This window comes from Romboutsia sp. LXY-2 (assembly GCF_056171995.1).
Map to the genome: position 1 here is coordinate 322169 of NZ_JBKFGI010000003.1, position 26728 is coordinate 348896.

Below are 26728 nucleotides of genomic sequence, written 5' to 3' on the forward strand. Positions count from 1 at the left end.
ACATAGAATATAGTTGGAATTAAGTTTTATTTAAATTGAACTCAGGTATTCATTCGTTAAATGTTACTTAATATAAAGTGCAGTATAAAGTGAATCTATGAGTATATTATATAGAAAAGTCAACGGTCTACAACTAAATAGTAAAATAGAATATTGTACAAGTATACTCTAATATAATTCTATAGATGGGGGGATGTATTTGAGTATATCTGATAATTTTATTAAAGATTTCAAGAAAAGTGATATAGATAGTAAGATAAAATTAATAAAAGAAGTGCTTTATGGAAAAAGTAATTCTGAAGAAACTATAGATAAGTGTATATACACAGACTTAGAATATAAGGATAAACTTATTTTAATTATCTGGATATCAAGTGATGCAGGTATAGAAGAATATATATTTTGGGATGAGAGACAAGAACTACTTAGATTAAATAAGAAAAAAATAGACATTAATAAGGAAGAATTTATAAAAGTACATAAATATTTTAAAGATAACGAGGATGAAAGAATAAACTATAAAGATATTAGTGAAAGAGCAGATATGATTATGGAGGATAATAAAAGGAAAGATACACAGGCCTATTATACTCCTAAAGTATGTGTATCTGATATACATAAATATATGAACAGTATTATAGGAAAAGATTGGAGAGAAAATCATATTGTATGGGATAGTGCATGTGGTACAGGCAATCTAACAAAAGATTATAAATTTAATAATTTATATTTATCTACACTAGAGCAAGAGGATGTAGATATTATAAAGATATTGAAATATAATGAAAATGCTAATGTATTTAAATATGATTTCTTAGATAAAGATATACTTGAACAAGTAGAAAAATGGAATGTTCCTAATTCATTAATATCATCTATAAAAAAACAAGAAGATATAATATTTTTAATAAATCCTCCTTACAGTAGAGGACATGAACATTTGTATATAAAATTTATAGAAAAAATTTTACAAATAAAGAAGAAATATTACTTTAAAGGTTCATTTTATATGTGTATAATTAGTCCGATTGGATATATTAGTGATTATGATAAAAAATCAGAAAATCTAAGGAGCAAACTATTAAATGAATTTGAGCATAAAGGTGGAATATTATTCAACTCGAATATATTTTATAATACAAGAGAATTTCCATTAGCATTTACTATTTGGAAAGCTAAGTACAATAATAGTATTAGTAGATTTAGCTATAGATTAAAAGATTATAAAATAGATAAAAATTATTATGAGGATGTAGAAATATATAATACAGATTATAATATATCATTTAAAGATTGGATTAAACCGCAGCAAATAGAATTATATACAAGTATAATGCCTATATTAAAAAATTCAGGTTTAGTTACCAAAAAAGGAGTTAGATGTAGTAAAGATTGTTTAGGATATTATGTAAATAACTCTAATAATATAGAGCAATCTGAAAAATGGGTTTTTATTATGAATGGGGAGTATATAGAAAAAAAGGGTTTTTTTATAACCAAAGACAATGTTAGAAAGGTGCTCAGTAACTTTTCAACTAGAAGAATACTTGCATCTAGTAAAAATACAGGAAGATGGAAAGTAAAAAAAAATCAACTGCTAAAGCCTAATACTACACATACTATATATAGAGAATGGGAGAATGATTGTATTATATACTCTATTTTTAATAAATATTTTTTCCAAAGTTCACTTAGAAATATAGATATAACATCTATAAATAAGGACGTAGTTAATAAAAAAATAGATATGTATAATCAATTTTTCTTTATGTCTAAAGAAGATATGTATGTACTCTCTAAGAGATATAATAATAATGAAATAGAAAAAGATATAAAGTTAAATGGTATAGAAGAACGTTATATATATAAAGATATTCTAAAAAGTATAGAGTTAAGCAAAGAAGCTAAAGAAGTATTAGATAAGGCTAAAGATATAGTTTATGGAACATTTGAGTATAGGAAAAATTCAAAAGTAAATGGAATAAATACATGGGATGCTGGATGGAATCAAATAATGGCTATGATAGAGAAATATAGTTATAAAAATCGTGAAATTGAAGATAAAATTAATGAATTTAATAATTTATATAAAAAGTTAGAAAATAAACTAGAACTTTTAATCAAGGAATTAGATATATTAATATAATAATTAGATTTTAACAGCATATTTTAAATAGCTGTTTTTTTTAATGCTTATTTGGACATACTTCGGTATGAGGTGATAGATATGACTAGAAATGATTGTATAAAACAAAGGTTATACATGATTTTATTTATGGTATCACTAGCTTATAAAGATACTAAACATATTGAGTTTAATATTAAAGAAAGTGAACCGCCCATAGATATTGAAGAATTTAAAAAAAATGAAATATTAAAAAATAATAATCAAGGTAAATATAAAATAATGAAGAGTATATATGAATCTGAAATTAATATACAAATTGAAGCGAACTTTAAATCGCAAGGTGAACAAGATGGATATAATATATACGGGATAATTAAAAAAGATACCTTAGCGTATGAACTTTTAAAACTTGTAATAGAAAATAATGATGTTATAACTAATAAAATAAAAGAGAATGGCAATTTTGATTATACAACAAAAAGTGAAACATACTATGAAAGATATTATGCACATGAAAATCTTGCTAAATTTTTTAAGGATAAATTTATGACAGAAGATACGAATGAAATTATAATTCCTATGACATATATAGGATATGGCATAACTGCATATAAGAGATTTTTAATACCCGAAGAGAATATCTTAACAACAAGTACTTCATGTACTTGGATCAATGTAGTTAAGGTTTTGAAAAAAAATATACATGAAGTTTTACCATCGTATAGCGAATTAATATTTGATAATAATGAGAAGTTATCATATAAAAGATTTTTAGATAAAGTTTCAATAATAGATATAGATATTAAAAAGTTAATAGGTCATACTAAGGATATAACATATAAAGAAAACTTAAATGTTTTCATAAAGGGTGTTCCAGGTACAGGAAAATCAAAGAAAGTCAAAGATTTAACTAGCTATATAAGAAGAGAAAATAAATTGAAAATTAACATTCATTCAGATATGAGCAGCTCTGATATAATGCAAGGGATAGCTGTTAATATAGATAATGACAATAATTTAGTATATAAAGAGAAATATGGATTGGTGTTAAATCATATTTTAGATGCAATATTAAATCCACATGAAGATTTTGCAATAATACTAGAAGAAATGCAAGAGAAAGAGTTAAATAAATTAATAGGTAGTTTAATATATCTTATAGATTTAGATAAAAGAGTTAGTAGTAATTATATAGAAAATTATATGAGTAAAAATAATATAAAAAGCAATGATATAAATGTAGTATTTGATATAATTGATTGTATAATTAATGAAAATGAAAATATAGATTATATTACTATACCAAATTTAATAGAGGGTAATAAACGACAAAGAAATTTGATTATACCAGATAATTTATATTTTTATATAACCACAAATTATAGGCAAAATAAAAAAGTTATTGAAGATAATATACTTAGAAGATTTTTTATAATAGAAATGTATCCAGAATATAAAGATACTGTTAAATATGATAATGAATTTATATCAGACTTTTTATATAACTTAAATAAAAATATAATAAGAGTATTCTCGAATGAAAGTCACCCAGAGAGAATGTTTATAGGACATGCAAGTTGGTTACACGTCAATTGCAGTAAACAACTATATAATAGCTTTATAAAACTATGTATTGAATTTAATGATATAAGACTTATTGAATATCAAGAATTTAAAGCTATTTTTGAAGAAGAACACTGGAGAGAATTTATTAAAGCATGTGAAAATATACATGATGAAGTATGCAGTAAAATTATAAATATATTAAAAAAAATATCTAGTGAACAAGTAAATTCATATTTTGAATTAATTGATAGTTTGCAAAAAGAAAATATGAAAGTAGAGTATAAATAGTGGAAATAAGAACTATATTTTTTGGAGAAAATGATAATTTATATAAGGAAATTGCTAAAAAGGGTTTAATTACTTCAGATAATGATAAACCATTTATTATTACTGAATATGTAGATTATTTAAGGAAAAGAAACTTATCTAGTTATACTGGCTACTTCAAGTATATAAGTAATAATATAATATATGAAATTTATATAGTACCAAAGACAATTAAGTATATCATGTGCAATAAGTATAATTTAGATAGTGAAAGTCTTAATGATATGAATGAAGAGCAAAAGAGAGAGTGTAAGCAGTTAGTTATAGACTATATAAAAGAAAGTATTATTCTTTTGCAAAATAATGATAAAGATTATAGTACTATAAGAGGAATAGACATTAAATATAAATATATTGATAAAATTTATTTAGAACAAATGAATATTGATGATTTAATATATGAATACTATAAATCAATATTAACGGATATTAGAAAGAAAATAGACAAATATTATAACTGTTTTTGTATAGAAAATTCATATGCTTATAATAATACTAATTCATCTAAAATAGATGTATATAAATCTATTATAAACATGGACAAGTCTACTATATATATAAAAAATAGAAAAGATATATTAAACTTAGATATAATAGACATAGTATATAATGCAATTGAAATATTTAAAAATAAACGAATTAGAAACTTAATGAACAATAAAGAAATCATAGATATATCTTCTAAAATTCAAAAACTTATAATAAAAAAGTTTAATTATAAATTCAAAACAATAAATGAAAAAAAAATTATATCTTCATTTATTAAGTATAAATTTAATAATGAAAACCAAAAGAATCTATATAAAAATATAATTCTATTATTAGGATACGAAGATATAGCATTTAATGATAAGCTAAATACAGATATATTACTGAAATATAAATCTAAGTTAGAAGATGTAAGTTATAAAGTAATAAACTCAGATAAGGTATATGAGTATAAGGTTTACGAATATTGTAAAAACAAATGGCATATGTATAAAATACATATGAATAATAGTGGGGATAGTATATTATATACATATAAATATAAAGAACAAAATGTAGAAAGAAAAAAATATAGCAATCCAGATATAGTTGTATATGATGGAAGTACTGTTAAAGCATTAATTGATGCAAAATGGAAAGTATTAAAAAATATAAAAAAAGATGTAAAAGAAGAAGATTTATATAAAATATCTAGAGATTCATATATATGGGCGAATGGATTATGTGAAAGATACTTAATATATCCTATAGTTCCTAATACATATGATGGAGTTGTATTAAATTTTAAAATAAAGAATGTCATGGATCATAACCATAAAATACAAATTAATGAATGTAATTAAATATAAACTGTTAATATAATTTTTAGTTTAAATAAAAATAGCTCCTAGAATAGTTAGGAGCTTAATTTTTATTTAAACCAAGATAATCTTTAAGAGCATCTTGTAATATTTGAGAAAAATTAACATCGTGCTTAAGTGCTTCTTTATTTAACCACTGAGGAATTGTAAGAGTCTTTTTAACAGCTTGATTTTCTATAGCTTTTCTATGAATAGGCATAACTACATCTATTAATACAGGAATCTGATCAGACTCTAAATGTAAATTTTTTATATTAGTAGGTTCAGGTATAAAATCATTATCTTCTTCCATACCATAGAGATGAAGTCCAAGTGCTTCTTTTGCTCTACCAATAGCCTCTTCAGTAGAATCACCACAAGTTAAACAACCTGGTAAGTCAGGAAACTCAACTGATATTCCATCTTCATCAAAACTTAATATTGCTGGGAAAATATAAATATCTTTTTTCAATAACATCAACTCCTAAGAAAATATTTTAAGAAGGAGGCGGGACTAATGAGTATTAATCCCTGCTTGTTTAAAAATACTTTTAACTGTTCTTATAGGAAAATCCTTTTTAGGATGAGGTACAGTCACAGTTCCTTTTTTAGTTGGATGTTTATATTGATGATGATCACCAACACATCTAACTTCATACCATCCATCAGCTGTAAGTATTTTTATAATCTCTCTTGAAGAATAAGCTTTCATCTTTTGCTCCTCCTTACAATGAAATTATAACACGTATATTAATACGTATCAATAAGATTATTAATTATTCTAATAATTGGTACTTTTTTAAGTTAATATTAATTTTATTATATGTACTCATACTAATAATACCGCCGTTAAACCAAAATCTAAAAAGGCTACGAGATACCCCAAGTTTATTAGCAGCATCTTCTTTAGTTAAATTATTTTTATTTATCCATAAACTTAGCTTGTCCAAAAAATGATCAAAATTATATATAAGTTTTGTATAACCCTCAATACAAAGATAATCCATATCGAATTTAGAAGATAATAGATTAAGAACATCTTTAGTAGGAGTATACCTATTAAGTTCGTATCCACTTATAACTGAATTAGTAACATTGCATAAACTAGAAACATCAGAAATAGATAATCCTAATTCTAGTCTAGATTTTCTAAGCCTCTCACCAAAAGTATCATCAGTTAGCCTATTTTCAAGAAAATCACTACAATCAACATTAATAGATTTAATATCAAATTCAGTATTATCAATACTTACACCATATTCATCATAGGTTGCACTTTCGAACACATAGCTTCTGATATATCATGTGTAACTAGTATTGCTGATTTACCTTCATTTTTTATAATCTTATAAACATCATCACTTACTAATAGTCTTGTTTGATAATCTAGTGCTGAGAAAGGTTCATCAAGTAAAAGCACATCAGGATTTACGGCAAGAGTACGAATAAGTGCAACTCTTTGTCTCATACCTCCTGATAGTTCTTTTGGATACATGTTTCTATATTCCCATAGACCGTAAGTTTTGAGCAAGTTTTCTACTCGCTCTATAGCTTTTGGGTCTTTGTTATTTTGTATTTCAAGGCCGATAGTTATATTGTCCATTATATTTCGCCACTCTAGTAGATGGTCTTTTTGAAACATATATCCGATATTTCCATTTATTATTACATCACCACTAGTTGGTTTTAGTAGTTTTGTTAGTATATTTAGGATTGTTGATTTTCCTGAGCCTGATGGGCCAAGTAGGGTTAGGATTTGTCCTTCGTTAAGTGTAAAGTTGATGTCTTTTAGAACTTCAAGTTCGCCGTCTTTTGTGTAAAAGGTCTGACATAAGTCAGTGACTTTTACAATTTCACTCATGTGAGTCACCTCCAGGAAGTTTTGTACTATATATTATTGTATTGAGATGGAAAGTAATTTGTACCAAATTTAAGTGTATAATTTATAGCGTATATAGGCTAATTAGTTATTTATTAGAATGTACACATCCTAGGTATCACAATTTAATAATAAATTTTCCTAGTGATGATAAATTTAAATTTAAAATTGAAAAGTATTTGAAATATAAAATATTATTAATACATATAAATATTAATCCCCCTATGTCTAATACAGACTTAGGGGGATTAATATTAATTTCTTATAAAGAAGTTTCTTTCAAAACTATACCTTCATTTCTTTCAGTTAAAGTTCTAATAGTCCATTCATTTTGGAATAACACTACAGGATTTCTATCTTTATCTTCAACTAGTAATGTATCCATTGGCATTGAAAGCTTACCATATTTAGAAATATCATTCTCAATCCAACGTACATGGCAGTAAGGTAGTGGGTTCATTATTATATCAACACCATATTCTTGTTTTAGACGATATTCTAAAACTTCAAACTGAAGAACACCAACAACACCGACAATAAGCTCTTCCATACCAAAATTAGGTTGATTGAATACCTGTATAGCACCTTCTTCTGATAACTGTGTAAGACCTTTTACAAATTGCTTTCTTTTAAGGGCATTCTTAGTAGATAATCTAGCAAAATGTTCAGGCGCAAATTGTGGTATACCAGTGTATTGTAAATTTGATTGTTTTTCACTTAATGTATCACCGATATTAAATATACCTGGGTCATGTATACCTATAATATCACCTGGATAAGCTGTATCAATTATAACACGGTCTTGAGCTACAAACTGTTGAGGTTGTGAAAGCTTAACTTTCTTTTTTCTTTGAACATGATTTACTGTCATACCCTTTTCGAATTTACCAGAGCAAATTCTAAGAAACGCAATTCTATCTCGATGATTTTTATCCATATTAGCTTGAATTTTGAATATAAATCCTGAGAAATTGTCTGACGCAGGATCAATATCACCTAAGTTACTGCTACGAGGACTTGGTGATGATGTTATTTCTAGGAATGACTCTAAAAATGGCTCTACACCAAAGTTAGTAAGGGCACTTCCGAAAAATACAGGTGTTAATTCACCACTTAATATTGTGTCTAAATCAAAATTATCTCCAGCAATATCTAAAAGTTCTACATCCTCTAGTAGTTTTTCATGAAGGGCATCACCAAGTAAAGTCTTGAATTTCTCATCAGAAACTTCTCCAGTTATAGAATTAGCAATAGCTTGTCCATGATTACCATCATTAAATACTTCAACTTGATTTTTATGACGGTTATATACACCTTTAAATTCTTTACCAGAACCAATTGGCCAGTTTACTGGACAAGAACGAATTCCTAAGACATTTTCAATATCTTCAAGTAATTCAAATGGATCTTTTCCTTGACGGTCCATTTTATTGATAAAAGTGAAAATTGGTATTCCTCTCATTTTACAAACTTGGAATAATTTCTTTGTCTGATCCTCAACCCCTTTAGCAGAGTCAATAACCATTACTGCACTGTCTGCCGCCATAAGGGTTCTGTAAGTATCCTCACTGAAATCTTGGTGCCCTGGAGTGTCAAGTATGTTTATGCAAAAGTTATTATATTCAAATTGAAGAACACTTGATGCAACAGATATACCTCTTTGTTTTTCAATTTCCATCCAGTCAGATACTGCATGTTTTTGAGATCTTCTAGATTTAACTGATCCTGCTTCACGAATTGCACCACCATATAATAGAAACTTTTCAGTTAATGTAGTTTTTCCTGCATCGGGATGGGAAATGATTGCAAAAGTTCTTCTTCTTTTAACTTCATCAATCAAGCTTAAATTTTGTTCTGTCATTTTTAATCATCCTTTATTTTATTTTTATTATTATCAAAATATAAACAATTATATTTATTAACAGTTTTAAAATGGAAATAATTTTCTATGTATTATAAAAAACTATAATCCTATTGATATTATAACTTTATTGTAAAACTGTCAATGATAATGGAGAAATATATAGTTTATGAACAGATAATTAACATAAATAATTTTACTCTGTGAGACGATTATTGTATTTGTACGACTATGAAGATTAAAGTAGAATAATAGGGGAAAACTCTCTATGACAATTGCGTGAATAAATTGACAGTCAGGTATTACGTAAATAGAATAACAGATTCACTTATTTTGAGTGAAGAATCACTTTATCATCGTATAGGGGAAGAGGTTAGAGACGGATTGGACTTTGAAAGAGCATGGAAAATGCTTACAATAAATCTTGCAAAAATGATGGGAATTTAATATATAAAGCATAAGTAAAATGAAATGAATTTATTATCTACAGAAATCAGGGAGATATTGATAAGTAAAGTTAGTACGACAGGAGGACACTTTGGTCTAAACTTAGTTAAGGTAGAAGCAACTATAACTCTTCATTATATATTTAACTCACCAGTAGGTAAGTTTGTATACGATGTGTTGCACCAATCATATGCATGTAAATACTTACAGGAAGAAAAGAAAATATCGTAGCAATAATAGGTCTTGTATCGTTCTCCCATTTAGGAAATAAAGTATAATTTAAATTAAAATCTTCAGGAATAAATGCTACACTAATAAATCCAAAATTCATAACAGGTGTAGATGAAGAGTTATTAAGTAAGTTAAAATAAAACCACAAATTAGTAATAATATTAGAGGATGGCATACTTGATGGTGGATTTGGTGAGATGATATCATTTCGTTTGATAAGTTTTATGATGATGCTTTGGTTGATAGATAACGGTGTCACATCTATATGGAGGAGAAAACATTAATAAAAAACAAAAAATTGATTCATTAAATAAACAATGGTACCATTTAAATATATTCCCTAGAAATTTTATTAACATAATAAAAAACTATTTGATAAAAATAGTAAGTAAACGAAAAATAACAATACTTTTATATCAGAAAGAAGAGGTACATAAAAATGAAAAAAATGGCAGTTCATAACGGCATATTTCATGCAGATGATGTATTCGGCGTAGCACTTATGCAATCTATATATGAAGATTTAGAAATAATAAGAACAAGAGACGAAAGTAAATTACAAGAATGTGATATTGTATCTGATGTAGGAAATGGAAAGTATGATCATCACCATGTTGATAAGAAAAAAAGAGAAAACGGAATACCTTACTGTGGATTTGGTTTACTATGGCAAGATTTTGCATTAGATTATATAAATAAAAAATTCCCAGAATTAACAGACACAAGCGAGCAACAAGGAGTAGTTGAAAAGGTAGATACTATATTTATTCAACAAATTGATGCACAAGATAATGGTGTAGATGTTATGACTAGCCAAGTTCCAGTTATGACACTTTGTGATATCATAAATACTTTTATACCTACTCGAGGAGGGGAAGTAGAGTTAGAAGAAGGCTTCTTTGAAGCAGTAGCTTTTGCAAAACAAATATTATATAAAACAACAAAGATATACGCAGATAACTATGATAACCAAAGACTGGTTAAAGATGAACTTGAAAAACAAAATGTAGAGCAGTCTCATATTTTAATATTAGAAAAGTCAGTTCCATGGAAAGATACTGTAATTGAAATTGATGAAAAAGAACATGTACTATTCGTAGTATATCAAGATATAACAGGATCATGGTGTACTCAAACAGTGCCTAAAGAAGCAAATAGTTTTGTTGCTAGAAAGAATCTACCAAAAACATGGGGTGGATTAAGAGAAGACGAATTATCAAATCACACTGGTATAAAAGAGTGTATATTCTGCCATCCAGCACTATTTATATGTGGTAATAAAACAAGAGAAGGTGCTATAGCAATGGCACAAAAAGCTGTTGAAGAAAATTTATAAAAATTTAATATGCTTTCTGTATATATTACAGAGAAATAAAGAGGGTATTATCTAACATAAGAAGATAATACCTTTTTAAATATCGTGAATAATATCTCCTAGTAGGAAATAATACTCATTTTTACATATGAATATTAGTAAAATTAAATAACTTTAAAATAGTAATCAACACATCCACTAAAATATAAAACGATTGAAAAATGTCGAAAAAAATGTTATGATATCAACAGTAAATCCAAAAAAATGTCGTTAATACATATATAATCAAATCAATTGATTATATATTGAAGAGCTTATATTTATAGGCTTTTTTTTACGCATAAAGAGAGGTAAAATCATATGATAAAAATAGACAGCATGTCCTACTCATTTCCGCAAAAAGACCTATACAACAATATTTCATTTACATTAGAAGAAGGTCAACACTGTGCATTTATAGGAGCAAGTGGTAGCGGAAAAAGTACACTAATAGATATAATTATGGACCCAGAAAGATACGTTTATGATGGTAAATTAGAAATGGATCCAAGCTGTAAAATCGGGTATGTAAGCCAGTTTTCACAGAGAGATAAAAGTAAAGAAACTACAGTATTCGAATATATAGCAGAAGAATTTATAAAGCTACAAGAAAAAATCGCATCTATATGTACTGAAATGGAAACATCATCAGACATTGATACTTTACTAGAAAATTACCAAGAAGCTTTAGATGCATTTGATGCAATAGATGGTGATGATTATGAAAGCAACATAAATAAAAAATTAAATCTTGCAAACCTAAGTAAGCATAAAGATAAAATGATATCTGAACTTAGTGGTGGGGAGTTTAAGCTTATACAAGTAATAAAAGAAATGTTAAATAATCCTGACTTAATGGTTATGGACGAGCCAGATGTATTTTTAGATTTTGAAAACTTAAATGCTCTTAAAAATCTAATTAACTCTCACAAAAAAACAATATTAGTTATTACTCATAATAGATTCTTACTAAATCATTGCTTTAACAAGATTATACATCTTGAAAATACAGAGCTTCAAGAGTTTGATGGGAGATACATTGATTATAATCTATCGCTACTTCAAACTAAAATTGAATTACAAGAATTATCAGCTGCTGATGATGAAGAAATAGCAAAAAATGAGATAAGAATAGAAAGATTAAGAGAAAGGGCAACTTATAATGCAGAAGCATCTAACGGTAGAGCATTAAAAGCTAGAGTTAAAATACAAGAAAGATTAGAGGCTCGTAGAATAAAAGCTCCATTCGTAGATATAAAGAAACCTTACATTAGATTAACTACTGATAATGAAATAGAAGAAACTGTTGCCTTAAAAGTTAAAGATCTTAGTATAGCATTTGATGAAGTGCTTTTAAAAAATGTTAACTTTGAGATTAAGTCTAATGATAAAGTAGCTATTGTTGGTACAAATGGTGTTGGGAAAACGACTTTATTAAAATCAATATATATAAATAATAATGACTCTATTGAAATAAATAATAATATTGAAGTTGCATATTTATCACAGATGCAAGGTGAGGTATTAAATGAGTCTAATACTATACTTCAAGAGTTTTACGACGCAGGATTTGAAACTTACGGGGAGATTAGGTCATATATATCAAAATATGGTTTTGGATCAGAGTTCATTAAACAAAAGATAGAATCTTTATCTGGAGGAGAAAAGAATATTCTACAACTAGCTAAGGTTTCATCTAGTAAAGCTAATATGTTGCTTTTTGATGAGCCGACTAGCCACCTAGATACTTATTCTCAAATGGCACTTGAGGAAGCTATAGAAGATTATAATGGTGCTGTTTTAATGATATCTCATGATTATCAGTTTATAAGTAATTGTATGGATTATGTTTTATTGATTGAAGATAAGACTATTAGAAAAGTTAGTATGAAAAAGTTTAGAAGAATGATTTATGCTAACCACTTTGATAAAGATTATTTAGAAATAGAAGAAAAGAAAAAGACTGTTGAAACAAAAATTGCAAGGGCTTTAATAAATATGGATTTTGAATTAGCAAGAACTTTATCACAGGAGTTAGAAGAACTTATTAAGTTATTCTAATTACTGCGTTATTCACAATAATAAGCTACAACCCCCTTCAAGTTGATAGATTAAATTACAAAATATATCAACTTGAAGGGGGTATTTTAAGTTGAATCTTATAATATAAGGGTATAAAAGAAGAAAACGAGATAAAATATAGATATTACATATGGAGGATTAATATATGAATGGAAAAATAATATTAAATTTAGCAATAAGTTTAGATGGATATATAGCAGATGAAAATGGTGGATATGAGTGGATAGCTGGCGATAGTAATTCTTCATTAGATACTGATAACAAATGGGATCATGGCAAGTTTTTAGAAGATATTGATGTTGTGGTTATGGGAAGGAATTGTTATGATCAAGGAATGCATAAAGACTATGAAGGTAAAGATGTTTATATAGCTACTTCTAAAGAGATGGAGGATTATGAAAACTACCACTTTGTAGGTGAAGATATATGTAAGATTATATGTGACTTAAGAGCTGACGGTAAAAATATATATTTATTCGGTGGTGGAGTTCTGATTGATAGCTTTTTAAAAAATGATATTATCGATGAATATATTATAGGAATAATACCTACTATTTTAGGAAAGGGTAGAAAGTTATTTTTAGAAAATAATCCAAAGATTGATTTATCACTTCAGTATTATGCAGTTGAAGATGGAATAGTTATTATGAAATATTCTAAAAAAATAAGTAGGGAATCTTAGTGTGGGAATGTTTTCCTATTTATATTAACTATAATTATTATAACTAATTATAAAACTTTTTTGTGAATTTTAATAGTTAAGTATAACTTACGAGAAAGATAAGTATAAATTTTAGTATAGTATTTAAATAGTTATAAAAGGAGGTTATTATTAAATTGCTGTTATCAAAGAATTTGATGATATCAAAGTAGAAGTTGCTTTTGAATTAAACCTATTTTCAAGTACTAAGCTAAGGGGGAACTATATAGAGTGATGATTTTGAAAAAGAAGTACATATATTTAGTTATTATAGTAATAACTTTAACTGCTATAGCTTTTAACATAAAAAACATTAACAATAAAATGAGTTCCAAAAGTAATATAATAATGGGTGGGAGAGAAGTTATTATATCCTGTGAAAATGATAAAGAGGATGTTGAAGTAGAAGATATAGATTATAGCAAAGATTATGATAGGTTTTTTAGACCATCAAAATTACCAATATTAAATACTAACACTATTAGCTTTGATTATAATAAAAGTAACCCTAAGGATATAAACATATCAAAAGAACTTCTAAAAACCTCAGAAGAAGCAATAATAAATTATTTTTCAACTCTAAGAGAAGCAGCAAACCCAACATCAACATCAGAGTCTTACACAGGATGTGGAACTTTAGGAGAGGCTAAAGAACCTTATCCCTATGCATATAACTATTTCACAAAAACTTATAAAGAAAAACATACATACAAAAGCTTCATAAAATCTTTTGAAGATATACTACATATTAATTTAATAAAACTAGATGAAGTACAAACAGATAAAGAACATCCAAATGATGTGAAATATTTTATAGAATTAGAAACAATACAAGGCTCACCAAAAGGTATGGGAATGTTTGCATACTATTATGGATATGTATATCTAGCTGAGGAAGACGGAGTTTATAAAATAAGTGATATAGAATATAGTGGAGAAAATTATCTATGTGCACCATATCATAGCTGGAAATGGGATGCTGTGCTTTCTACAGATATTAGGTATGGAGATTGGTGTAAGCTTATAAAGGAAAAGCACCCTATAGAGCTGGATGGATATAAAAAGAAGGTAAAGTTTTTAGGAACTGATGGAAATGAGTATATGATACTGTATTATCAGCTAACTAATGGCTATGATATAGAGATAGCTCAGTTTAGAATGGGTAAAGATGGAAAATGGTTAAATATTAACTTAGATCCTACTAAATGTTTAAAAGACCATGCTAATAAATAGTTAGCGTGGTCTTTTTAGGTATAAAAATATTTGGGTATAAAACCATTGAGAGCGAGTTATTATGTTTTATTAACATCGCTTATATTTAGGGATTTTGTTATAATATATATAAAATATAAGAGATAGTTAAAAGGGGGGTGTCTATGAAGATAAGTTATTTGACAAAGCTTTCGTTATTTGGGGTTAGTACCATTTTATTTAGAAGAAAGAAACCTATCTTAGGCACTATTATACTGACAGATAAATGTAATCTTCAGTGTAAACATTGTGCAGTTAATAATATTACTGGTAAAATTCATCCATATAGGACGATTAAAGAGGAAATGACAATTCTATACAATCAGGGAATTAGAATATTGTTCTTTTGTGGAGGAGAAACTTTTTTATGGCAAGATAGTGGATATGAGTTAAGAGACCTTGTAATAGAAGCTAAAGAGATGGGTTTTTTAATAGTTAACATAGTTACGAATGGAACGCTTAAGATTGATTTACCAGAGGCAGATCTTATCTTGTTAAGCATAGACGGAGGAAGAGAGTGCCACAATGAAATACGAGGAGATACTTACGATAATATATTATCTAATGTAGAAGAAGCTACATCAGACAATATTTGTTTGTATATGGCTATAAATCAGATTAACAAAAAAGGTATAAGAAATACTTGCACCCTTGCTAGAGATAGTAAAAATATTAGGGCAGTATCTTTTAATTTCCATACACCTTACCCAGGAACAGAGTATTTAAGCTTAACACCTGAAGATAAAGAAGCATGTTGCAATGAGATTGAGACTTTAATGAAAGAGGGATACCCTATATTCAATTTAAAGAGTGCTTTTCCTTATTTAATAAACAATAACTTTAAAGTACCTTGCTATCAATGTGTAGTTATGGAAAATGGTAAAGAGTCTATTTGTGGAAGATGTATTGATATACCAGGATTATGTGATAAGTGTGGTTATTTTTTTGTGGCAGAATATACGTTGTTATTTGGAGGAAATATAAAAGTTATTTGGGAGATGGTAACTACTTATACTAAATATATTTAAGGGGGAATGGCTAATGTTACTTACATCAATGATGAGAATTTATTTGACACGCTCTTTAAAGCCTTTTACATTTGAGGGAAAATATGAAAATAAGCTAGAATTCGAAAACTTGCAGGACTTAGGCCTTTATGTACATATTCCATTTTGTAGGTCTTTGTGTTCATTTTGTCCTTATTGTAAAGTAATATATGACAAAGACTTAGCCTTGAAATATAAGGAAGCACTTCTTCAGGAAATTGAACTAGTAGGAAAAACAGACAATAAAAAGAAGAAGGTAACAAGTCTTTACTTTGGGGGAGGAACTCCAACTTTGATGATAGATAGTTTGGAAGAAATTATCTGTAGGCTAGGTGAGTACTTTGAAATTACAGATGGAATAGGTGTTGAGCTTCATCCTGAGGATATTACATATTCTAATTTAGAAAAGCTAAAGAAAATTGGTATTACTATGGTTAGTTTGGGGATGCAATCCTTTGATGAAAGTTGTTTAAAAAAGATTGGTAGAAGTAGTGTAGACTTTAAAGAGAAGCTAAAAATAGTAAGAGAGGCAAATTTTAAAGTAGTAGATATTGATTTGATATTTGCTATACCAGGTCAGACTGAGATGATTTTGAAAAATGATATTTATACAGCTTTTGAATATGGAGCTACACAGATTTCTACATATCCATTTATTGATTTTACTTTTGCAAATAATGCTTATAAACCTTTATCACATAGTACAAAAAAGGAGATGCTTAAATATTTAAGTAATTTATGTGAAGAAATGGGTGTGGAACGTAGCTCTGTATGGACTTTTGCCAAGAAGAATACTGATAAATATTCTTCTATTACTAGAGATACTTTTTTAGGATTTGGAGTATCAGCAACTACCCTTTTAAAGGATAAATTTAAGGTTAATACCTTTTCTATTGAGGAGTATATAAAACGAGTAGAAGAAGAAAAACTTCCAACATCCTTGACTCTAGATTTTACACCTAGACAACGAGCTGTATATTATCTATTTTGGAGTGCTTATAGTATGAAAATAGATAGTGAAAAATTTGAAAATATAGTAGGGAAGTCTCTAAAGGATATGTATGGATTTGAGTTTTGGATTGCTGAGAAGTTAGGGTATGTAAAGAAAAATGGAAATATTTATGAACTTAGTGATAAAGCATCTTACTACTATCATTATATTGAGCAGGTGTATACTACGGAATATATTGATAAAATGTGGAATATCTCTAGAAACATAGCATTTCCTGAGAAAGTCATACTTAGTTGACTTATTGTGGATATATGAAAATTATATCAGAATGAATTCTACTGGATAATTATTTAAGTTAAAATTTAAAAAATTAAATATTATTATAGTTATAATAACTAGTAAAAAATGATAGCGTGGTAGTAGTGAATTCTCACTAAACCTTTGCTATCATTTTTCCTTCATAAAGATATTAAGTTATTCAATATATAGACTAACAGTTACAGTGACGTCCTTGCTTACTGTTTAAATCTGCATCAAAACGATCTGCATTCATTACTTTATTCCAAGCAGAGACAAAGTCCTTTATAAATTTAATCTCAGAGTCTTTACTTGCATATACTTCTGCAATAGCACGAAGTTGAGAATTAGATCCGAAGATAAGGTCAGCTCGAGTTCCCATCCACTTTAATTTTTTTGTAGATCTGTCTCGTCCCTCAAATATTTGTTCATTAGAAGAAGTAGGCTCCCATACAGTATCCATATCTAAAAGATTTATAAAGAAATCATTTGAAAGAGATTCTGGTTTATATGTAAAAACACCAAGTTGAGATTGTTTATGGTTTGCATTTAATACACGCATACCACCTAATAAAGCAGTCATTTCAGGAGCAGTTAAAGTTAAAAGTTGTGAACGGTCAATTAATAATTCCTCAGGACGACTTGAGTAATCTGATTTAAGATAGTTTCTAAATCCATCTGCTTTTGGCTCAAGTACGGCAAATGAATTAATATCAGTTTCTTCTTGTAATGCATCACTACGTCCAGCAGTGAAAGGTACGGTAATTTTATAGCCGGATTTTCTTGCGGCTTGTTCAATGCCTACACATCCAGAAAGAACAATTATATCTGCTAAAGATACCTTCTTAGGTTTTACTTGAGATAGATCATTTCCTTTTGTCTGTAAAGAGTTAAAGTCTGACTGTATTTTTTCAAGAACTTGTAAAACTTTATTTAACTTTTCAGGTTCATTAACTTCCCAAGAATTTTGTGGTTCAAGGCGAATTCTAGCACCATTTGCGCCACCGCGTTTATCAGAGCATCTAAAAGTTGATGCAGATGCCCAAGCTGTAGTTACAAGTTCAGGTACTGACAATCGAGACTCTGAGATTTTCTTTTTAAGATACTCAATATCATCTTTATTAATTAATTTATAGTCAACTTCAGGTATAGGGTCTTGCCATATAAGTTTTTCTGTAGGAACTTCTGGACCAAGATATCTAGAAATTGGACCCATATCACGATGTGTTAATTTGAACCAAGCACGTGCAAAGTCATTAGTGAATTTATCAGGATTATTTAGATAGTCTTTAGCAATTTTATTATATACAGGATCATAGAGAATACCTAAATCAGCTGTTGTCATCATAGGTCGATGCTTTATTGATGGGTCATGTGCATCTATTATCATATCTTTGTCATCCACATCTTTAGCCAACCACTGATAGGCACCAGCAGGACTCTTAACTAACTCCCATTGGTATTTAAACAACATTTCAAAATATCCCATAGTCCACTTTGTAGGATTTGGTTTCCAAGCTCCCTCAATACCGCTACTGATAGTATCAATACCTTTACCACTTTTATAACTATTTTTCCAACCAAGACCTTGTTGTTCAATGCTAGCAGCTTCAGGTGCAGGCCCAACATATGTTGCAGGAGCGGCTCCGTGACATTTACCAAATGTATGACCACCAGCTATAAGTGCAACAGTTTCTTCGTCATTCATAGCCATGCGTGAAAATGTCTCTCTAATATCTTTTGCAGAGCCCATTGGATCAGGTTTTCCATCAGGTCCTTCTGGATTTACATAAATTAATCCCATTTGTACAGCTGCAAGAGGATTTTCAAATGTATCATTATTATAGTTTTTATTATTTCCAAGCCACTGAGTTTGTGAACCCCAGTATATTTCTTGTGGCTCCCAAACATCCTCACGTCCACCACCAAATCCAAAGGTCTTAAGTCCCATTGACTCAAGGGCACAATTACCAGTTAATATCATAAGATCTGCCCAAGAAATTTTATTACCATATTTTTGTTTAATTGGCCAAATTAATCGACGAGCTTTATCTAAATTAACATTATCAGGCCAACTATTTAATGGTGGAAACCTTTGGAGTCCATCTCCTGCACCACCTCGACCATCACCTATTCTGTATGTTCCTGCACTATGCCATGCCATACGAATAAATAGTGGTCCATAGTGACCAAAGTCTGCTGGCCACCAATCCTTTGAATCTGTCATCAAATCATATAAGTCTTGTTTTAGTGCATAATAATCAAGTTTTTCAAATTCTTTAGCATAATCAAATTTACATCCCATTGGATTACTTAAGTTTGAGTTTTGATGAAGAATGTTTAGGTTTAGTAGGTTAGGCCACCAATCCTTATTTGTTGCTCCTACTCCTGATACAGAGTTCATGGTTCTTCCAGTAACGGGGCATCTCATTTCTCTCATGTGATAGTAAACCTCCTTTACTTTATTTATGATTTTAATGTAAGTAATAAATTAATAATTGATACTTTATAAAATTCAAATTTAAACTCTTTAAGTACAATATATTTCATTAAATAATATGTAATTAGATTTTTGAATATGCAAAGGATATTTGTGTTTAGTATAGAAATTAGGTTTACAAGATTACAGCTTTGTTTTAATATGAAGTGTATATACTTAAAATAAGGAGCATAAATATGAAGTTCAAATATGACTTACATGTACATACAAAAGAAGTTAGTCCTTGTGCACGTCTTAGTATAGAGGAAATAATAGACAAATATATAGAAAAAGGTTACTCTGGATTAGTTATTACAGACCATATGAGAAAGGGTTACTACAGAAAATGTAGGAGAGAAGAATGGAAAGAGAAAACCAAAGAATTCTTTTACAGTTATGATAGAGCTATTGATTATTGCAAAGATAAGGATTTTTATATAGGTTTAGGAATGGAGATTAGTTTTAATAGTAGTACAAATGATTTTTTGGTATACGGATTTGAAAAAGATGATTTCTTTGAAAATGAGTGGATGATAGAAATGGAGCTAAAGGAATTTTATAATAAGTTCAAGGATAAAGCTATCATTATTCAGGCTCACCCTTATAGAGAAAGAGGTAGTAATTTAGTGGATATAAACTTTCTACATGGGCTAGAAGTATTTAATCAAAATCCAAGACATAATAACCATAATGATCTGACATATGATGTTTATAAAGAGAACCTTAGACTGATAGCTACAGGTGGAAGTGATGTACATCAAAAAGAGGATATGTGTACAACAGGTATATGTACAGATAAAAAAATCACGTCAGATAAAGATTTAATTGAGATATTAAGAAATAAAGAATTTAAAATAATAGGAATGGATTAAAATATATTTTTAATTTAATTAATAAGAAATATAAAAATAATAAGTAAGAAGTTGAAGGTCTAAGTTTATTCTTAGACCTTTAATATTTATTAAACATAATTATTAACTAAATTTATTGAAGTGGATTTAAGTTTTCTTCTCCACTCATACTTAAGATAGTTTGAACCAATAATTCAATTTCATTTTCTATATCATTAAGATTTGCAGTCTCACAAGGCGCATGCATATATCTAAGTGGTAGTGAAACAAGCGCAACGGGTACACCTTTACCAGTTAATCTTATTTTATCAGCATCTGTACCAGTATTTCTTGGAGTAAGTTCGTACTGTATCTCAATACTATTTTCCTTTGCAGCTTTTTCTAAAATTTCATTAATTTTAGAACTTATTGGAGCTCCTTTAGATAATATAGGCCCATTTCCAAGTGTACAATAACCACTCTCTCTTGGATCTATTCCTGGATAATCTGTAGCAAAAGATACATCGCAAGCAATACCCATAGTTGGATTTATATGGCTAGCGGCAAAATAAGCTCCACCCATATTTGTTTCCTCATTAACAGTACTTACAGCATAAACAGCCACATTAGGACCCTTATCAGATACTTTTCTAAGAACTTCAGCAACTATAAATGCACCAGTTCTATTGTCTAGACCACGACCAACAAAAGTATCATTTAGCATATACTCATAGTCAACATCATATATTATATAATCACCAATAGAAACAAGCTTTTCCATTTCTTCTTTATTATTAGCGCCACAATCTATAAATAGATCTTTAGCTTCTATATTATCCTTAGCACCACCTTGATGTTCAGCTCTAACACCAACTACACCTTTTAAAACTCCACTTTTAGTTAAAACTCTAACCCTATTTCCAAGAGCTAACTTAGGATTTATACCACCAGCTTTAGCAACATATAAGTATCCGCTGTCATCAATGTAGTTTACCATATAAGCAATTTCATCGCAGTGGCCAGCTAGCATAACCTTGAATTGTTTATCGGGATTTACAGATGCTATAACATTACCAACAACATCAGTTTCAATTTTGTGTGCAAAATCTTTAACATATTCCATCCATAATTTTTGTAATTCTATTTCATTGCCAGATGGTGAAGGTGTCTTGATAAGTTTCTCTAGAAATAATTTTGATTCTTCTCTCATAATAATAGTTCCTCCATACAAATATATATTTAACTCATACATAGTTAACAAATTTAAAATCCAAATAACATTTTTATTTGGATGTTTTCATTTAGCCCCTTAAGGATGGTATAATATAATAATACTCTATTTATACACATATTGGAAAAAAATGAATAAATGGGGAGTTATTAATGGGTGCTGCAAAGATAAAAAGAACTACCAGATGAACTTTATAATAACACATCACTTCACAAAGTAGATGTATTGTATAATTAGAATACGCTAGACTTTGCAGTTATTTCAAATTTATCAAAATCATCTTTTATACATAAAATTTCAACTTTTCTTTTCTCTCCTGGACTTATACCAGATTCATTAGTAAAAGAACTTCCTACAACAGTACCATCACTACCAAATAGCTTGTAATCAAATTCTATATAATCAATAACTTCATCACTTGTATTTTCAAATATACCAACTATAGAAGTACTAAAATCAGTTTTTGTAACTTCCCAGTTAATATTTTTAGCCATTTCATTTACAGATTCATCATTCTTAGATATTTCATTTTCAGTATCTTTAATAGCTTGGTCTACTGAAGAAACACCTGCGCTAATAAAAGCAGCACAGCCACCTATAACTACTATAAAACCTATTATTACACCTAATATTATTTTTTTCATAAATATAACCTCCAAAATTTAATAATTATTATACTCTTATTATAGTGAAGGCTAATTCTTAGTTGGTATGCTAGTAGTATACAAATAAGAATTTATGAAAATAAAGTTAATAAATATCCTAAAGAAATAAATATTATAAATGAATATAGAGAAAAACCAAAAACTCTAGTGACTTTATTACCGCTATTTACAAGTGGTAATTTTTCATTTATATCCTTAAAATTAGCAAATAAACATACATACATAAGAGCCATGACAATAAGTATTACATTAGCAATAAAAGATGACATGCTAGTAAAAGCAAACAACCCTGTACTCAAAGTCAAATAAAATAATGTAGCTAAAGTCATATTGATTTTGTTTTTAGTTCTAAAGCCTGGAATAATTGTATTTGATTTTGGATTAGACTTAGAATTTGGAATTTCTTTTTTCTCAAAAGGGTTATTTTCTTTAAAAAGTAAAAGATCTAAATCATATTTTAGTTTATCTACATTTTCGTATCTATCTTTTGGAGATATTTCCGTACATTTTAATATTACGTTTCTTAATTTAGAATTACTTAAAAATTCCTTGAAATGTTTACCTGTTGTTAGTACATTCATCATTACCCCCATAGCATAAATGTCACTTCTACCATCAGATTGCTCAAATCCAAATTGCTCAGGTGAGGTATATCCTTTTGTACCTAATAAGGTAGTATCAAGATTTTCACCTGTTTTATATATTATTGATTTATCAAAATCAATTATTTTTATAACATTGTCATTACTTATAACTATATTTTCAGGCTTGATATCTCTGTGGATTATTGGAGGTGTTTGATTGTGAAGCAAACTTAAAACCTCACACATTGATGACATATATTCCAAGTGAAGATTACCAAAACTATATTACTCTGAATTTAGTTTATATATTATAATAATCTATAAGATGTATTAATTAAAGAAAAGGAGATTAGGTTATGTCCATAAAACTAATCAATGTAGAAAAAGTTTATAGAACAAGGGAAATAGAAACAGTAGCCTTAAAAAATATAAATCTAGAAATTAAAGATGGAGAATTTTTAGTGATATTAGGACCTAGTGGTAGTGGAAAAAGTACTATGCTAAATGTAATAAGTGGGCTTGATACACCTAGCAGTGGTGAAATATACTGTGATGATAAAAAAATAAGTGATTATAATGAAGACAAATTAACAAAATTTAGAAGAGATAACCTAGGATTTATTTTCCAACAATATAATCTCCTTCAAAATCTTACGGTAAAAGAAAATATAGAGCTAGGATCAAGTATTGGAGTTAATCCTCTTAATATAGATGAAGTTCTAGAAGCTGTAAGTATGACAGAACAAATGGATAAATATCCATACCAACTAAGTGGAGGTCAACAACAAAGAGTATCCATAGCTAGAAGCGTGGCAAAAAATCCAAAGATAATGTTTTGTGATGAGCCAACAGGAGCTTTGGATGAAGAAACAGGAAAACAAGTTTTAGAGTTGATACAAAACCTAAATAATAAGTTTAAAACTACAACTGTGGTTATAACTCACAATCAAAATATAGCACTTATGGCAGATAGAGTTATTAAGATGAATTCAGGTAAAATCGTTGAGGAAATCATAAATACAGAAAAAAGAAAGGTAAGTGAAATAAAATGGGGGTAAAAATTCTATTTAAAAACACTTTAAACACCTTTAAAAAGAAAAAACTACAGCTTTTAGCTATAGGCATAATAATTGCAATGAGTTCATTTTTATATACTACTATGTTTTATGCTATAGATAGTTTAAAGATACCTCTAGAAAAATTTATAGAAAATACTAATCAAGAAGATTTTTCAATAGGTATGATAAATGGATTAACTGACTCTGATATTAATAAACTAAATAATGAAGAAAAAATGAACATGATGGTTTATTCATTAAGTGATATAAAGAATTTAGATGAAAATTTATATAATAAGATTATAGGAAATAGGATTAAATCTTTTGAAAAAGCCTATGATGAATTTGAATTAGAAAATAGATCATTTAAAGAAATTAACTTTAAAAATAATACTGTAAGCAACAAAATTACTTTATACAAAGATAATAAAAATATTAATAAATCATTTATCGAAGAAGGAAATAAGCCTAAAAATGATGATGAAATAGCTATAACAAAAATATATGCTAAAAAAAATAACTTAAAAATAGGTGATAGTATAAAGATAGATAACAAAAATTATACTATTACAGGGTTTGTGCTATTTCCTGATAACACACTTCCTATAAGTGGAACAGATTTTAATATTGATAATTCTAAGATTACCTTAGGGCTTGTTAATGACAGTGAGTATGAAAAGATAAAAGGAAAAGAAGGTTTCTATCTATCTGCAGTATGTAAAAATAAAGAAAGTTTAGAAGATTTTAATAAAAAAGTAGTAAATACATATAAGGATAATAAGGATTTAGATTATATAACAAGTATAGTGCTTACTAAAAATCAAATAAGAAGTGGTGCTATATATGAGGAGTTAAAGGGTGGAAAGATGATGACTATAGGTATAAGCGTAAGCATTAGTACAATCGCTGTGTTAATTGTGCTTATGATAACTTACAGAATAGTAAAAAATGAAAGAGCACAAATAGGAGTTTTAAAAGCCCTTGGCTATTCTAGCAAAGAAATACTAAAGCCTTATATAATTATTCTTAGTATGATATCTCTACCTTTATTAATTATAGGATATATAGGTGCAATGTTTGCAGCTCCATCTATGAGTGAAATGTATTTGGAATTTTACTTAATACCAATGGGAGAGATTAAACCAAACTTAAGTGTATTAATAGTAGCGATAGGAGTTCCATTTATAGTAATAATTGGTTTATCAACTATTCTTATAAATAAGATGCTTTCTAAGAGAGCTATTAATTTAATAAAATCTAATGAAAGTGGTAAGGTAGGAATACTAACTAAGTTGGCTAGTAAAATACTAAAAAAATCAAAGCCACAGACTAAGTTTAAATACTCATTTATATTATCAAATACTAATAAATTCTTAGTATTCTTCTTAGGCATATCATTATCTTCAATGCTTATAATAATGAGTCTTATGATGGTTAATTTCTTTGATAAGATTAGTGTTGATTATTATAATTCGATAGATTATGTATATGAAGGTATTGTTGATATGTCAAAAGAATATCCAAAACTTAATTCTAAAGATGAGAAGTTTATAAGCTTACCTAATGGAATATACAATGATGATAATATAACTATAGTTGGATTAGATAATGATAACAATCTTCATAAGTTATTTAATAAAGAGGGTAATACTATTACTGATAAGCTAGAAGAAGGCATTATTATAAATAAAAGCTTTAGCTTAACATATGGAGTAAAAGTTGGAGATAACATAAAAATTATTATAAATGATAAGGAATTCGAAGATAAAGTAGTAGGAATTTCTAATGAGTATTCAGGGGTTAAGGTTTATATGGATAGGATTAAGTTAAGCAATATAATGACTAGTGATAAACTATTTGATTATATTGATCAAGATGACTTCTATACAGGTGTATACTCAAAGGATGAGCTTGATAAAGATGACTACTTAATGGTTACAAATAAAGGTGATATTTTAGAACAAACAAAGTCTATGCAAGGTTTTGTAAAGATAGCAGTATACACAATGATAGGGACGGCAGTATTAATTGCTGTAATAGTATTATATGTACTTACGACTATGACAATAGAAGATAATTATTACTCAATATCATTATTAAAAGTAATGGGATACTCTAAAAAAGAAGTAAATTCAATGTTGTTAAATAGCTATTTAGTATATTCAGTGATTTCATATTTGATAAGCATACCTTTGACTGTATTTGGTCTAGGATATGGAGTTAAATACTTAGCAAGTGAATTTAATATGATTATGCCATTTGAATTTGAGATTTGGCATGGTGTTGTTGGGTTTGTCATTATGATAATTATATTTGCCATAGGAAGTAACTCAGCTAAGAGGAAAATTAGTAAAATTTCACTTCAAGAGGTTTTAAAAGAGAATAGAGAATAAAATTATTATACAAAATCCCACGCTCTAGTGAGCCTGGGA

23 protein-coding genes are annotated in these 26728 nt (G+C 28.1%); 14 read left to right on the plus strand and 9 right to left on the minus strand.

Features of this window, described 5'->3' with window-relative positions; all coding sequences use genetic code 11:
- Positions 1-199: 199 nt before the first annotated feature.
- From ACI48P_RS07320 to ACI48P_RS07330, 3 genes are all read left to right on the plus strand, one after another.
- Positions 200-2146, plus strand: a complete 1947-nt coding sequence (locus ACI48P_RS07320; RefSeq protein ID WP_475214831.1) for a hypothetical protein — start codon at positions 200-202, stop codon at positions 2144-2146.
- A gap of 81 nt (positions 2147-2227) precedes the next feature.
- Positions 2228-3982, plus strand: coding sequence for an AAA family ATPase (locus tag ACI48P_RS07325; protein ID WP_475214832.1), 1755 nt, complete (start codon positions 2228-2230; stop codon positions 3980-3982).
- Positions 3982-5352 carry a hypothetical protein gene (locus ACI48P_RS07330; protein ID WP_475214833.1) on the plus strand — a complete coding sequence of 457 codons (1371 nt, stop codon included), beginning with the start codon at positions 3982-3984 and terminating at the stop codon, positions 5350-5352. Before ACI48P_RS07325 ends, ACI48P_RS07330 begins: the two co-directional genes overlap by 1 nt.
- A gap of 61 nt (positions 5353-5413) precedes the next feature.
- Here the strand turns inward: ACI48P_RS07330 and ACI48P_RS07335 are convergent, their stop codons facing one another.
- The 5 genes from ACI48P_RS07335 to ACI48P_RS07355 form a co-directional block, all read right to left on the minus strand.
- Complete coding sequence (locus tag ACI48P_RS07335; RefSeq protein ID WP_475214834.1) at positions 5414-5821, minus strand: type II toxin-antitoxin system HicB family antitoxin; 408 nt, start codon at positions 5819-5821, stop codon at positions 5414-5416.
- Positions 5822-5863: 42 nt separating this feature from the next.
- Entirely contained in the window at positions 5864-6061 is a 198-nt protein-coding gene (locus ACI48P_RS07340) for a type II toxin-antitoxin system HicA family toxin (RefSeq protein WP_475214835.1), read from the minus strand.
- Positions 6062-6125: 64 nt separating this feature from the next.
- A complete protein-coding gene (locus ACI48P_RS07345; RefSeq protein WP_475214836.1) occupies positions 6126-6635 on the minus strand; it encodes a helix-turn-helix domain-containing protein in 510 nt (169 codons plus the stop codon).
- Positions 6599-7210 carry an ABC transporter ATP-binding protein gene (locus ACI48P_RS07350; RefSeq protein WP_475214837.1) on the minus strand — a complete coding sequence of 204 codons (612 nt, stop codon included), beginning with the start codon at positions 7208-7210 and terminating at the stop codon, positions 6599-6601. Before ACI48P_RS07350 ends, ACI48P_RS07345 begins: the two co-directional genes overlap by 37 nt.
- Before the next feature lie 280 nt (positions 7211-7490).
- Positions 7491-9089, minus strand: coding sequence for a peptide chain release factor 3 (locus tag ACI48P_RS07355; RefSeq protein WP_475214838.1), 1599 nt, complete (start codon positions 9087-9089; stop codon positions 7491-7493).
- A 288-nt stretch (positions 9090-9377) separates the two neighbouring features.
- Here ACI48P_RS07355 and ACI48P_RS07360 point away from each other — a divergent pair, with 288 nt between their 5' ends.
- The 8 genes from ACI48P_RS07360 to ACI48P_RS07395 all read left to right on the plus strand — a co-directional run bounded on the left by ACI48P_RS07360 (position 9378) and on the right by ACI48P_RS07395 (position 17449).
- Positions 9378-9536 (plus strand): hypothetical protein, encoded by a 159-nt coding sequence (locus tag ACI48P_RS07360; RefSeq protein ID WP_475214839.1) that lies wholly within the window; start codon positions 9378-9380, stop codon positions 9534-9536.
- Between the two features lie 57 nt (positions 9537-9593).
- Positions 9594-9767, plus strand: coding sequence for a 1-deoxy-D-xylulose-5-phosphate synthase N-terminal domain-containing protein (locus tag ACI48P_RS07365; protein ID WP_475214840.1), 174 nt, complete (start codon positions 9594-9596; stop codon positions 9765-9767).
- 439 nt (positions 9768-10206) lie between these two features.
- On the plus strand, positions 10207-11103 hold the full coding sequence (locus ACI48P_RS07370; protein ID WP_475214841.1) for an MYG1 family protein: 897 nt from the start codon (positions 10207-10209) through the stop codon (positions 11101-11103).
- 339 nt (positions 11104-11442) lie between these two features.
- Positions 11443-13182, plus strand: coding sequence for an ABC-F family ATP-binding cassette domain-containing protein (locus ACI48P_RS07375; protein WP_475214842.1), 1740 nt, complete (start codon positions 11443-11445; stop codon positions 13180-13182).
- A gap of 166 nt (positions 13183-13348) precedes the next feature.
- Complete coding sequence (locus tag ACI48P_RS07380) at positions 13349-13885, plus strand: dihydrofolate reductase family protein (protein ID WP_475214843.1); 537 nt, start codon at positions 13349-13351, stop codon at positions 13883-13885.
- A 249-nt stretch (positions 13886-14134) separates the two neighbouring features.
- A complete protein-coding gene (locus ACI48P_RS07385; RefSeq protein WP_475214844.1) occupies positions 14135-15136 on the plus strand; it encodes a hypothetical protein in 1002 nt (333 codons plus the stop codon).
- A 143-nt stretch (positions 15137-15279) separates the two neighbouring features.
- The gene (locus ACI48P_RS07390; RefSeq protein WP_475214845.1) at positions 15280-16182 is read left to right on the plus strand and encodes a radical SAM protein; all 903 of its coding nucleotides are present in this window, start codon (positions 15280-15282) and stop codon (positions 16180-16182) included.
- A 13-nt stretch (positions 16183-16195) separates the two neighbouring features.
- Entirely contained in the window at positions 16196-17449 is a 1254-nt protein-coding gene (locus ACI48P_RS07395; protein ID WP_475214846.1) for a coproporphyrinogen-III oxidase family protein, read from the plus strand.
- 193 nt (positions 17450-17642) lie between these two features.
- Here ACI48P_RS07395 and katG read toward each other — a convergent pair whose 3' ends face one another.
- Positions 17643-19889: a catalase/peroxidase HPI gene (gene katG / locus ACI48P_RS07400; RefSeq protein ID WP_475214847.1), complete on the minus strand. Its 2247-nt coding sequence runs from the start codon at positions 19887-19889 to the stop codon at positions 17643-17645.
- 236 nt (positions 19890-20125) lie between these two features.
- Here katG and ACI48P_RS07405 point away from each other — a divergent pair, with 236 nt between their 5' ends.
- Entirely contained in the window at positions 20126-20800 is a 675-nt protein-coding gene (locus tag ACI48P_RS07405) for a PHP domain-containing protein (RefSeq protein WP_475214848.1), read from the plus strand.
- Positions 20801-20912: 112 nt separating this feature from the next.
- On the opposite strand, the gene ACI48P_RS07410 is transcribed toward ACI48P_RS07405, so the two are convergent.
- The 3 genes from ACI48P_RS07410 to ACI48P_RS07420 form a co-directional block, all read right to left on the minus strand.
- Positions 20913-21968, minus strand: coding sequence for a M20/M25/M40 family metallo-hydrolase (locus ACI48P_RS07410; RefSeq protein ID WP_475214849.1), 1056 nt, complete (start codon positions 21966-21968; stop codon positions 20913-20915).
- Positions 21969-22222: 254 nt separating this feature from the next.
- Positions 22223-22633, minus strand: a complete 411-nt coding sequence (locus ACI48P_RS07415; RefSeq protein WP_475214850.1) for an FxLYD domain-containing protein — start codon at positions 22631-22633, stop codon at positions 22223-22225.
- Between the two features lie 92 nt (positions 22634-22725).
- The gene (locus ACI48P_RS07420) at positions 22726-23493 is read right to left on the minus strand and encodes a protein kinase domain-containing protein (protein WP_475215032.1); all 768 of its coding nucleotides are present in this window, start codon (positions 23491-23493) and stop codon (positions 22726-22728) included.
- Positions 23494-23594: 101 nt separating this feature from the next.
- Between ACI48P_RS07420 and ACI48P_RS07425 the strand changes: the two genes are divergently transcribed.
- Entirely contained in the window at positions 23595-24296 is a 702-nt protein-coding gene (locus ACI48P_RS07425; RefSeq protein WP_475214851.1) for an ABC transporter ATP-binding protein, read from the plus strand.
- Positions 24287-26689 carry an ABC transporter permease gene (locus ACI48P_RS07430; RefSeq protein WP_475214852.1) on the plus strand — a complete coding sequence of 801 codons (2403 nt, stop codon included), beginning with the start codon at positions 24287-24289 and terminating at the stop codon, positions 26687-26689. Before ACI48P_RS07425 ends, ACI48P_RS07430 begins: the two co-directional genes overlap by 10 nt.
- Positions 26690-26728: the final 39 nt, after the last annotated feature.

What these genes read in the sequence shown, in the direction of transcription:
- ACI48P_RS07325 (WP_475214832.1), top strand. Translation starts at nt 2,228, where the DNA reads ATGACTAGAAATGATTGTATAAAACAAAGGTTATACATGATTTTATTT.
- ACI48P_RS07340 (WP_475214835.1), bottom strand. Translation starts at nt 6,061, where the DNA reads ATGAAAGCTTATTCTTCAAGAGAGATTATAAAAATACTTACAGCTGAT.
- ACI48P_RS07350 (WP_475214837.1), bottom strand. Translation starts at nt 7,210, where the DNA reads ATGAGTGAAATTGTAAAAGTCACTGACTTATGTCAGACCTTTTACACA.
- ACI48P_RS07355 (WP_475214838.1), bottom strand. Translation starts at nt 9,089, where the DNA reads ATGACAGAACAAAATTTAAGCTTGATTGATGAAGTTAAAAGAAGAAGA.
- ACI48P_RS07370 (WP_475214841.1), top strand. Translation starts at nt 10,207, where the DNA reads ATGAAAAAAATGGCAGTTCATAACGGCATATTTCATGCAGATGATGTA.
- ACI48P_RS07375 (WP_475214842.1), top strand. Translation starts at nt 11,443, where the DNA reads ATGATAAAAATAGACAGCATGTCCTACTCATTTCCGCAAAAAGACCTA.
- ACI48P_RS07380 (WP_475214843.1), top strand. Translation starts at nt 13,349, where the DNA reads ATGAATGGAAAAATAATATTAAATTTAGCAATAAGTTTAGATGGATAT.
- ACI48P_RS07390 (WP_475214845.1), top strand. Translation starts at nt 15,280, where the DNA reads ATGAAGATAAGTTATTTGACAAAGCTTTCGTTATTTGGGGTTAGTACC.
- ACI48P_RS07395 (WP_475214846.1), top strand. Translation starts at nt 16,196, where the DNA reads ATGTTACTTACATCAATGATGAGAATTTATTTGACACGCTCTTTAAAG.
- katG (WP_475214847.1), bottom strand. Translation starts at nt 19,889, where the DNA reads ATGAGAGAAATGAGATGCCCCGTTACTGGAAGAACCATGAACTCTGTA.
- ACI48P_RS07405 (WP_475214848.1), top strand. Translation starts at nt 20,126, where the DNA reads ATGAAGTTCAAATATGACTTACATGTACATACAAAAGAAGTTAGTCCT.
- ACI48P_RS07410 (WP_475214849.1), bottom strand. Translation starts at nt 21,968, where the DNA reads ATGAGAGAAGAATCAAAATTATTTCTAGAGAAACTTATCAAGACACCT.
- ACI48P_RS07415 (WP_475214850.1), bottom strand. Translation starts at nt 22,633, where the DNA reads ATGAAAAAAATAATATTAGGTGTAATAATAGGTTTTATAGTAGTTATA.
- ACI48P_RS07420 (WP_475215032.1), bottom strand. Translation starts at nt 23,493, where the DNA reads ATGTCATCAATGTGTGAGGTTTTAAGTTTGCTTCACAATCAAACACCT.
- ACI48P_RS07425 (WP_475214851.1), top strand. Translation starts at nt 23,595, where the DNA reads ATGTCCATAAAACTAATCAATGTAGAAAAAGTTTATAGAACAAGGGAA.
- ACI48P_RS07430 (WP_475214852.1), top strand. Translation starts at nt 24,287, where the DNA reads ATGGGGGTAAAAATTCTATTTAAAAACACTTTAAACACCTTTAAAAAG.